The sequence below is a fragment of the Mesorhizobium sp. B2-7-1 genome (genome assembly GCF_006440735.1).
GTDB lineage: Bacteria > Pseudomonadota > Alphaproteobacteria > Rhizobiales > Rhizobiaceae > Mesorhizobium.
This window is the reverse complement of record NZ_VFUA01000039.1, coordinates 41,940-51,824: the sequence shown is the minus strand read 5'-3', so window position 1 is coordinate 51,824 and position 9,885 is coordinate 41,940. Positions and strand designations below refer to the sequence as shown.

Sequence of the window (9,885 nt, the reverse complement as noted above, 5' to 3'; positions counted from 1 at the left end):
CTGCCACTTCAAGAACGATCGCATCATAATCGATCTTCCGGGAAAAGTCGTCGCTTCACGCGATTTTCATCGCGGCGCGGTCGACATAGTCGGTCGGCACGAAGGCGGCGCTGTTGCCGAGGATGCGGTTTTGCCTCACATGCGAGATGCGCTCGGCCGTGGCGATCAGCCCGACGACAAGCGGCGTCCTGGCGGCGATCAGGCTTTCGGGCAGCGGCACGCCGAGCACGATCGGGATGTTGGCGGTCTTGATGCCGCGATTGGCGAGATAGATCGAGGTCGGCGTCTTCGAGGTGCGCGAGATGCCGATCAGCACGACATCGGCATCGTCCATGTTGGCCGGCAGCTGGCCGTCATCATGTTCCATGGTGAAGTTCAGCGCATCGATGCGGCGGAAATATTCGGCATCGAGCACGTGCTGGGCGCCGACGCGGCGGCCGGCCGGTGTGCCGAGATAGGATTGGAAGACCGCCAGCACCGGCTCCAGCACCGAGACGCAAGGCAGGCCCATCGCCGCGCAGCGCTCGTCGATCGAGTGCGCCAGCTTCTGGTCGACCACCGTATAAAGAATGATGCCGGGCTCCTCCTCGATATCCTCGAAGACTTTTGCGATCTGCTTTTCCGTGCGGATCAGCGGATAGATATGCTCGATGGCGCGCGCATCCTTGTATTGCGCCGACGCAGCGCGGCCAGCCGCCAGCAGCGTTTCGCCGGTGGCGTCGGAGATCAGATGCAGGTGGAAGAAGCTCTGAGGTTTGTTCACAGGGGATGGGTCCAGGCTGTGGGCAATTGTGGACAAGGCCGGATGGGCCGGCCTCGGGTAAGGAAGCGACTGTATCAGATGGCCGCTTGTCCACAATTCGACCCGCTGTAGGCTTTGTCGCGGCGCTGGGGACAAAACCGGGGATCAACTTTTCTTGGCCGGTTTCGTCCACAGCGCGGCGTTCGGAACGGAAAGCCCAAGCTTTTGACTCCAAAGCCTGAATCCGCTTCGTCCCCAGATCCCTCCAAATTGCGAAAGCAAGTACGCGACAATATGCTGACTGGCCTTTTCAGGCCGCAGGCTGGACAGGTCGCAATCATCACAACCAACAGACTCTTAGAATCAGAAGACTCTTTTAAAATAGATATTTGATTTAGAGAGACTGGAGAGAGGACGGCGCCGGATGGCTGGGAAACGGATCGTGCTGGACGTCCTCAAGGGCGAGACGGTTTCACCGCCGCCGCTCTGGATGATGCGTCAGGCGGGCCGCTATCTTCCCGAATATCGCGAGACCAGAAAGCGGGCGGGATCCTTCCTCGATCTCTGCTACGATCCGGACCTTGCCGTCGAGGTGACGCTGCAGCCGATCGAGCGTTTCGGCTTCGATGCCTCGATCCTGTTCTCCGACATTCTCGTGGTACCCAATGCGCTCGGGCGGGATGTCCGCTTCGAAGAGGGACGTGGACCGGTCCTGAAGCCGATCACGGCAGCCGAGGTCTCGGCGCTGAACGGCGATATGTTTCACGTGAATCTCGAACCGGTCTACGAGACCGTGCGCCGGCTGCGCGCGAAACTGCCCGACAAGACGACGCTGCTCGGCTTCTGCGGCGCGCCCTGGACGGTGGCGACCTATATGATCGCCGGGCACGGCACGCCCGACCAGGGCCCTGCCCGGCTTTTCGCCTATCGCGAGCCCGAGGCCTTCGAGCGGCTTCTGAAGGTGCTGGCCGGCCATTCGGCCGCCTATCTGATCCGCCAGATCGAGGCCGGAGCCGATGCGGTGCAGATTTTCGATTCCTGGTCGGGCGTGCTGGACGAACCGTCCTTCGAGGCCTTCTGCGTCGAGCCGGTGGCCGAGATCGTCCGGCAGGTGAAGGCGGCTCATCCCGACGTGCCGGTGATCGGTTTTCCGAAGGGCGCCGGCGAGCGCTATCGCGACTACAGAGGAAAGACCGGCATCACCGGTCTCGGCCTCGACTGGACCGTGCCGCTGTCGATGGCGAAGGAGCTGCAGCGCGGCGGAGCGGTGCAAGGCAATCTCGATCCGCTGCGCCTTGTGGCCGGCGGCAAGGCGCTGGCCGACGGCGTCGATGCAATCCTGAGGACTTTGGGCGGTGGGCCGCTGATCTTCAATCTCGGCCACGGCATCACGCCGGAAACGCCGGTGGCGCATGTCGAGGCGATGGTCAAAATGGTGAGGAGCCATCGATGAGCAATGTGAGCAACGAAAACAGCACCAGTCAGGCGATGAAACGCATGGCGATCGGTATTGCGGTGCTCGTCGTGGCGACCGCGCTGCTCTATTTCGTTGCCGGCGAAGGTTTTTATCCGTGGGCCAAGGCGATCCATGTGATCGCGGTCATCGCCTGGATGGCCGGCATGCTCTATCTGCCGCGGCTGTTCGTCTATCATGTCGATGCAGAGAAAGGCTCGGTGCAGTCCGAGACCTTCAAGGTGATGGAGCGCCGGCTGCTGCGGGGCATCATCAACCCGGCGATGATCGTGACCTGGGTGTTCGGCCTGTGGATGGCCTGGAAGATCTTCCACTTCGAAGGCGGCTGGCTGCACGCCAAGATCGCGCTGGTGCTCATCTTGTCGGGGCTGCATGGCTATCTCGCCGCGGCGGTCAGGAAATTTGCCGAGGACAAGAACGAAAAACCGGCGAAGCACTGGCGGATCGTCAACGAGATCCCCACATTGCTGATGATCGTCATCGTCATCCTGGTCATCGTGAAGCCGTTCTAGATGAGACGCATGATCTTTTCCGAAAACCGGTTCGCACTTTTTTGCTTACGCTGACCTCCGGTTCAGGATCATGCTTTAGGCTTCCCTGACCCCAGCCAGGATCCGCAAAAGGCGGCTTGCTCTTTCAGGCGACCGACGATAAAAGACGGGTCTTCCTTCCCGTCATGCGCCGCCCCTTTCATTCGCTTTCGGCCGCGCCCGGCATTTGTCGTATTCAGCCGATTTTTCTCCCCAAAGCCTACCCAGAGTCTATCTAATGCAAGAAATGAAACTCGCAGAGTTCAAGAACAAGAAACCGCCAGAGCTGATCGCTTATGCCGAAACGCTCGAGGTGGAGAACGCCAGCGTCATGCGCAAGCAGGAGCTGATGTTCGCAATCCTGAAGAAGCTCGCCGCCCAGGACATCGAAATCATCGGCGACGGCGTTGTCGAGGTGCTGCAGGACGGTTTCGGCTTCCTGCGCTCGGCCAACGCCAACTATCTGCCGGGTCCCGACGACATCTATATCTCGCCGTCGCAGATCAGGCGCTTTTCGCTCAAGACCGGCGATACGGTCGAAGGGCCGATCCGCAGCCCGAAAGAGGGCGAGCGCTATTTCGCGCTGCTCAAGGTCAACACCATCAATTTCGACGATCCCGAAAAGATCCGTCACAAGATCCACTTCGACAATCTGACGCCGCTCTATCCGACCAAGCGACTGAAGATGGAGGTGGACAATCCGACCTCGAAGGACATCTCGCCGCGCGTGATCGACCTGGTCGCGCCGATCGGCAAGGGACAGCGCGCGCTGATCAACGCGCAGCCGCGCACCGGCAAGACGGTGCTGATGCAGAACATCGCCCATTCGATCACCGCCAACCATCCGGAATGCTACCTGATCGTGCTTCTGATCGACGAGCGTCCGGAGGAAGTGACCGACATGCAGCGCTCGGTGAAGGGCGAGGTGATCTCCTCGACCTTCGACGAGCCGGCGGTGCGCCACGTTCAGGTCGCCGAAATGGTGATCGAGAAGGCCAAGCGCCTGGTCGAGCACGGCCGCGACGTGGTCATCCTGCTTGATTCGATCACCCGGCTCGGCCGTGCCTACAACACCGTCGTGCCGTCATCCGGCAAGGTGCTGACCGGCGGTGTCGACGCCAACGCGCTGCAGCGCCCGAAGCGTTTCTTCGGCGCCGCCCGCAACATCGAGGAAGGCGGCTCGCTGACCATCATAGCGACTGCGCTGATCGATACGGGCAGCCGCATGGACGAAGTCATCTTCGAAGAGTTCAAGGGCACCGGCAACTGCGAAATCCAGCTCGACCGCAAGGTGGCCGACAAGCGCATCTACCCGGCGATGGACATCCTCAAGTCGGGCACCCGCAAGGAAGACCTGCTTGTGCCGCGCGCGGACCTGCAGAAGATCTTCGTGCTGCGCCGCATCCTGGCGCCGATGGGCACCACCGACGCGATCGAGTTCCTCATCGACAAGCTCAAGCAGACCAAGACCAACGCCGACTTCTTCGATTCGATGAATACGTGATTGGGCCGCCCTCCCCGTAGTGGGAGGGCGCGGGTCGCGAAGCGCTCCCCCTTCTCACCCCTGTGGGAGAAGGTGTCGCCAAAGGCGACGGGGGCTCCAGAGAACGCCAGCGTCTCACTCCGCTGGAACACCCCTCATCCGTCTCAGCGCTGCGCGCCGATCCAGCTTCACCCACAAGGGGAGAAGGGCGCTATTGCCGCAACAGCTTCTCCAACTCGCCCGCATCCGTCACCACCGGCAGGCACAGCTGTCCGCTGCAGAACCAGGCGCCTGGCTTGTCCGTCGGTGGCAGCACGCCGCCCGGCAAGAGCGGTCGATTCGCTTCCGAACCAATCGACACGACGATATCGACCCGGCGTGGGTCGGGATTCCGATTCGCAACCGGAACGAGGCTTGAAGACTCAGGCCTATCTATGATGGCGAGCTTCAATGGCTCGAGCGCCAGCGCGCATGCGTTGACGATGCCGGCTTGACCATAGGCCTGCTGTGAAGCGCGGCCCATGGCATGCTCGGCGGTGGCCCAGGCTTTTTGCCAGAGATCGAGATCGCCGGTGAGCGAGGAGAGCCGCACCAGCGCCTCGACGATCTGGCTGGTGGCCGACGGAATTGCCTCGTCGACATCGCCGCGGATGCGGATCGGGACGTCGCCGCTGTCAGACGCCGTCAGCCAGTAGCCGGTCCTGTCGGCGTCCTGGTGCCAGCGGTCGAGCTCGCCGATGAACTGCCTGGCGCGGTTCGAATAGGCCGGATCGCCGGTCGCCTCGAACAGCGCGACCGCCGCATTGGTCATGGCGGCGTAATCGCTCGACAGAGCCGGGAAGAGCTTCTTCGCGCCGAGCATGGAATGCGGCAGGCGGCCGTCCTGGCTGGCCCCGACGATATGGGCGAAGGCCTTGGCCGCGGCGTCGACCCAGTCGCGCCGGCCAAGCGAGCGGCCGCCCTCGGCAAGTGCGGCGATCATCAGCCCGTTCCAGTCGGTGAGCGCCTTGCCGTCGCGGCCGGGCCTGACGCGCTGTTCGCGGGCGGCGAGCAGCGTCGCCTTCAGGGGCCTAAGCACAGTGTCGTCGGCGATGCCCTGACTTTGCTGTGCCTCGCTTTGGCGAATGATCGGCTTGCCTTCCCAGCCATGCGGGGCAGCCAAATCAAAGTACCGGAAGAAGACCGTCGCGTTGTCGCCGAGCGTGGCTTCGACCTCATCACGGTTCCAGGTGTAGAAAAGCCCCTCCTCGCCATCGCTGTCGGCATCGAGGCTGGCGGCGAAGGCGCCGCCTTCGACCTGCATCTCGCGCAGCAGCCAGCCGACGGTTTCTTCGATTCGTACCCGGAACAAGCCGTTACCTGTGGCGGCATAGGCCCAGTTGCACAGGCGGATGAGCTGGGCGTTGTCGTAAAGCATCTTCTCGAAATGCGGCACCAGCCATTCGGCGTCGGTCGAATAGCGGCTGAGGCCGCCGCCGACATGATCGTAGATGCCGCCGGCGAGCATCTTTTCCAGGCTGGTGAGCACCGCGTCGCGATGCGCGGCCTGGCCATCACGCAGCCAGGACAGCCAAAGCGCGTGCATGAAGGGTGCGTTGGGGAATTTCGGCGCGCCCTTCAAGCCGCCGAGATCGCGGTCGACCATGCCGTCGATGCGGCCGGCGAGATCGGCGAGCGTATCGCGGTCGAGGATAGCCTTGCCTCGCGTGCCGGCCAGCCGCTGCTCGACATGGGTGGTCAGCCCATCCGCGCTTTCGGCGAGACTCTGGCGCTTTTCGCACCAGGCCTTGTCGACCGCTTCCAGCACCTGGATGAAGCCCGGCCTTCCATAGCGCGCCTCGCGCGGAAAATAGGTGCCGCCCCAGAAAGGCTTGCCGTCCGGCGTCAGGAACATTGTCAGCGGCCAGCCTCCCTGCTCGCCCATGGCGTGGAGCGCGGCCATATAGATCTGGTCGATGTCGGGCCGCTCCTCGCGATCGACCTTGATATTCACGTAGAGCCGGTTCATGACGGCCGCCACGGCGTCGTTCTCGAAGCTCTCATGCGCCATGACATGGCACCAGTGGCAGGCGGCGTAGCCGATGGAGAGCAGGATCGGCCGCCCAAGCTCCTTCGCTTCGGCAAGGGCAGCGGGCGACCAGCCGCGCCAATGGACAGGATTGTCGCTGTGTTGCTGCAAATAGGGGCTGGCCTCTTCGGCAAGCAGGTTTCGCGCGGGCAAGGTCACGATGGGCGGCTCGATATCTTGGGTTTGATAGGGCAAAGGCTAGGGCGGTTCGGCAGGTCCGGCAAATGGTTTCCCCAATGAACAAGAAGGATTCGATCGTCGCTCTCTCGAGCGGCCGTTTGCCGGCAGGCGTCGCCGTCATCCGCATGTCCGGCCCGAGGACTCGATTCGTGGTCGAAACGATTGCGGGCGCCGTTAAGGATCGGTTTACCACGTTCCGGAAGCTCAGGGCGGCGGACGGTTCGATCATCGACCAAGGCCTTGTGCTGTTCTTTGCGGGTCCCGGCAGCTTTACCGGCGAGGATGTCGCCGAGTTCCAGGTTCATGGCAGCCGCGCCGTCGCGGCCAAGATGCTGGAGACTATCACGCAGTTTGAAGGCGTGAGGCATGCCGAACCTGGCGAATTCACCCGGCGCGCCTTTCTCAACGGCAAGTTCGACCTGGTCGAGACCGAGGCGCTCGCCGACCTCGTCAATGCCGAGACGGAAGCGCAGCGCCGCTTCGCCTTGCGCAACGCGGAAGGCGCGCAGAGCGCGCTTTATTCGAGCTGGCGCCGCCGGCTGATCCATGCGCGGGCCATGATCGAAGCGGAAATCGACTTCGCCGATGAAGAGGATGTGCCAAGCTCCGTTTCGGATACGGTCTGGTCCGACGTGGCGGCAATGATCGGCGAGATCGGGCGGCATATTGACGGGTTCAAGGCGGCGGAGATCATCCGCGACGGTTTCGAGGTCGTCATCCTCGGCGCGCCGAATGCCGGCAAGTCCAGCCTGTTCAATGCGTTGGCCAGGCGGGAAGCGGCTATCGTCACCGACGAACCGGGCACAACGCGCGATCTGCTCGAAGTCGTCATGGACCTTAACGGGCTGAAGGTTCGCATCGTCGATACGGCCGGCCTGCGCGACGCCGCGGGCAAAGTCGAGTCGATCGGCATAGAGCGCGCCAGGGCCAAGGCCGGCGACACGGATTTGATCCTGTTGCTGGAGGATATGGCAGACCCTGTTCCCGTCGGTGAGGTTGCAAGCGAGGCGCCGCTGCTACGGGTCGGGACGAAGTCGGATATTGGAACTGTCGGCCCGGACGCATATGACCTGGTGATCTCTGCCCGGGAGGGCACCGGGCTCGGTTCTCTTCTCGACGAGATCGGGACTCGTGCCGCCAGGGCAGCCGGCGATGCGAGCGAAGTCCTCCCGTCGAGGCTGCGGCACGTCGAGCTGCTCAAAGAGACGATGGGCTTCCTGCGGGCGGCGCTGTCCGGACATAGCCAGGAGTTGAGGGCCGAGGAGTTGCGACTGGCGGCGGATCGTCTCGGGCGGATCATCGGCGCGGTCGACGTCGAGGACCTGCTCGACGTCATCTTTTCGCAGTTCTGCATCGGTAAGTGATTCACGTGAAACACAAGGGGCGACCTCTGCCCGGCGATGACCCACGTGAAACACTGATGGAAGGCCATGATCCATGTTTCACGTGAAACGAGTCCGGGTCTTCGTGCTTGACAGCACGCGGCGGTGGGGACATGTGTCGGGCAATCTCTGAAAGCGGATTCTTGGAAAATGACCAATCACTATGATGTGGTGGTGGTGGGCGGCGGCCATGCCGGCTGCGAGGCGGCGAGCGCTGCCGCGCGCGCCGGCGCGAGGACCGCGCTGGTGACGCTGCGCTTCGACACGATCGGCGTCATGTCCTGCAATCCTGCGATCGGCGGTCTCGGCAAGGGCCATCTCGTGCGCGAGATCGACGCCATGGACGGACTGATGGGCCGCATTGCGGACGCGGCCGGCATCCAGTTCCGGCTGCTCAACCGCCGAAAGGGTCCGGCCGTGCGAGGCCCCCGCACCCAAGCCGACCGCAAGCTTTATCGCCTGGCGATGCAGGAAGCGATTCGGCTCCAGAACAATCTCGACGTGATCGAGGGCGAAGTTCTCGATCTTGCGATCGAAGACGGCCGCGTGGTGGCCGTGGCGGTTTCCGGCGATCGACGCTTGGCCTGCGGTGCCGTGGTGCTCACCACCGGCACCTTCCTGCGCGGGCTGATCCATATCGGCGAGAGGAAGATCGTCGCCGGCCGCATGAACGAGCAGGCAAGCATAGGCCTGTCGGCGACCATGGCGCGTGCGGGTTTCAAGCTGGGGCGCTTGAAGACCGGGACGCCCCCTCGCCTCGACGGCCGCACCATCGACTGGGCCTCACTGGACGCCCAAGCGGCGGACGAGGATCCGGTGCCGTTCTCGCTGATGACGGACGCCATCGTCAATCCGCAGATCCATTGCGGCATCACCCGGACCATGCCGGCGACGCATGATCTGATCCGCGCCAATCTCGGCCGCTCGGCGATGTATTCCGGTTCGATCGAAGGCGTCGGACCGCGCTACTGCCCGTCGATCGAGGATAAGATCGTCAAGTTCGGGGACCGCGAAGGTCATCAGATTTTCCTCGAGCCGGAAGGCCTCGACGACGACACCGTCTACCCGAACGGCATTTCGACCTCGTTGCCTGAAGACGTGCAGCTGGAGATCCTGAAGACCATCCCCGGGCTGGAAAAGGCGACGATGCTGCAGCCGGGTTACGCCATCGAATACGACCATGTGGATCCGCGCGAGCTGAAGACGACGCTGGAGACGAAGCGCGTCGACCGCCTGTTCCTGGCCGGACAGATCAATGGCACGACGGGCTATGAGGAGGCCGGCGCGCAAGGGCTGCTCGCCGGCATCAATGCGGCGCGCAAGGCTTCCGCCGGCGATCCGGTCGTGCTCAGCCGCACCGAAGCCTATATCGGCGTGATGGTCGACGACCTGACCAGCCGCGGCATCGCGGAGCCCTATCGCATGTTCACCTCGCGGGCAGAATTCAGACTGTCGCTGCGCGCCGACAATGCCGACGAGCGGCTGACGCCGCTGGCCGACAAGCTGGGGATCGTGGCCTCGCCGCGGATGCAGAGGTTCGGCGCGATCGCACTGAAGCTCGATCAAGCCCGTGCGCTGGCAAAGTCGGTGACGCTGACGCCGAAGGAGGCGGCGCGGCACGGGCTGGAGATCAACAAGGATGGCGTGCGCCGTTCGGCCTACGAGCTTTTGGCGCGTCCGGGCGTCGACATGGCCTGGCTGACGAGGATTGAGCCGCGCTTCGCGGCGCTCGACGCCAAGACTGCGGAGCGGCTCGAAACGGAAGCGAAATATTCGGTTTACCTCGATCGCCAGCAAGCCGACGTCGCGCAGATCAGGCGCGAGGAATCACGGCTTATCCCGGAGACGATCGACTTTTCCGATGTCCCCGGGCTCTCGAACGAGTTGAAGCAAAAGATGAAGATGCGCCAGCCGCGCTCTGTCGCGGATGCGCAGCGCATGGAAGGCATGACGCCGGCGGCGCTGGCGATCATCGTGGCGCATGTCCGCAATGTTGAGCTCGCCGCGCGAAGGGACGTGGCGTGAG

The 9,885-nt window shown here is 63.3% G+C and carries 6 protein-coding genes and 1 pseudogene; 5 read left to right on the top strand and 2 right to left on the bottom strand.

What is annotated here, in order from left to right:
* Window positions 1-112: 112 nt before the first annotated feature.
* Window positions 113-763: pseudogene (locus FJ471_RS16545) on the bottom strand (pyruvate, water dikinase regulatory protein); the annotation flags it as partial.
* Between the two features lie 403 nt (window positions 764-1,166).
* Here FJ471_RS16545 and hemE point away from each other — a divergent pair.
* The 3 genes from hemE to rho all read left to right on the top strand — a co-directional run bounded on the left by hemE (window position 1,167) and on the right by rho (window position 4,250).
* On the top strand, window positions 1,167-2,195 hold the full coding sequence (gene hemE, locus FJ471_RS16540) for a uroporphyrinogen decarboxylase (protein ID WP_140804813.1): 1,029 nt from the start codon (window positions 1,167-1,169) through the stop codon (window positions 2,193-2,195).
* Window positions 2,192-2,728, top strand: a complete 537-nt coding sequence (gene hemJ, locus FJ471_RS16535; protein WP_140804811.1) for a protoporphyrinogen oxidase HemJ — start codon at window positions 2,192-2,194, stop codon at window positions 2,726-2,728. Before hemE ends, hemJ begins: the two co-directional genes overlap by 4 nt.
* Window positions 2,729-2,984: 256 nt before the next feature.
* Complete coding sequence (gene rho, locus FJ471_RS16530; RefSeq protein WP_140804809.1) at window positions 2,985-4,250, top strand: transcription termination factor Rho; 1,266 nt, start codon at window positions 2,985-2,987, stop codon at window positions 4,248-4,250.
* A 190-nt stretch (window positions 4,251-4,440) separates the two neighbouring features.
* On the opposite strand, the gene FJ471_RS16525 is transcribed toward rho, so the two are convergent.
* Window positions 4,441-6,456: a thioredoxin domain-containing protein gene (locus tag FJ471_RS16525; protein WP_140804807.1), complete on the bottom strand. Its 2,016-nt coding sequence runs from the start codon at window positions 6,454-6,456 to the stop codon at window positions 4,441-4,443.
* A 77-nt stretch (window positions 6,457-6,533) separates the two neighbouring features.
* Between FJ471_RS16525 and mnmE the strand changes: the two genes are divergently transcribed.
* Both mnmE and mnmG read left to right on the top strand, forming a co-directional pair.
* Window positions 6,534-7,841 carry a tRNA uridine-5-carboxymethylaminomethyl(34) synthesis GTPase MnmE gene (gene mnmE, locus FJ471_RS16520; protein ID WP_140804805.1) on the top strand — a complete coding sequence of 436 codons (1,308 nt, stop codon included), beginning with the start codon at window positions 6,534-6,536 and terminating at the stop codon, window positions 7,839-7,841.
* A gap of 168 nt (window positions 7,842-8,009) precedes the next feature.
* Entirely contained in the window at window positions 8,010-9,884 is a 1,875-nt protein-coding gene (gene mnmG, locus FJ471_RS16515) for a tRNA uridine-5-carboxymethylaminomethyl(34) synthesis enzyme MnmG (protein WP_140804803.1), read from the top strand.
* Window position 9,885 lies beyond the last annotated feature (1 nt).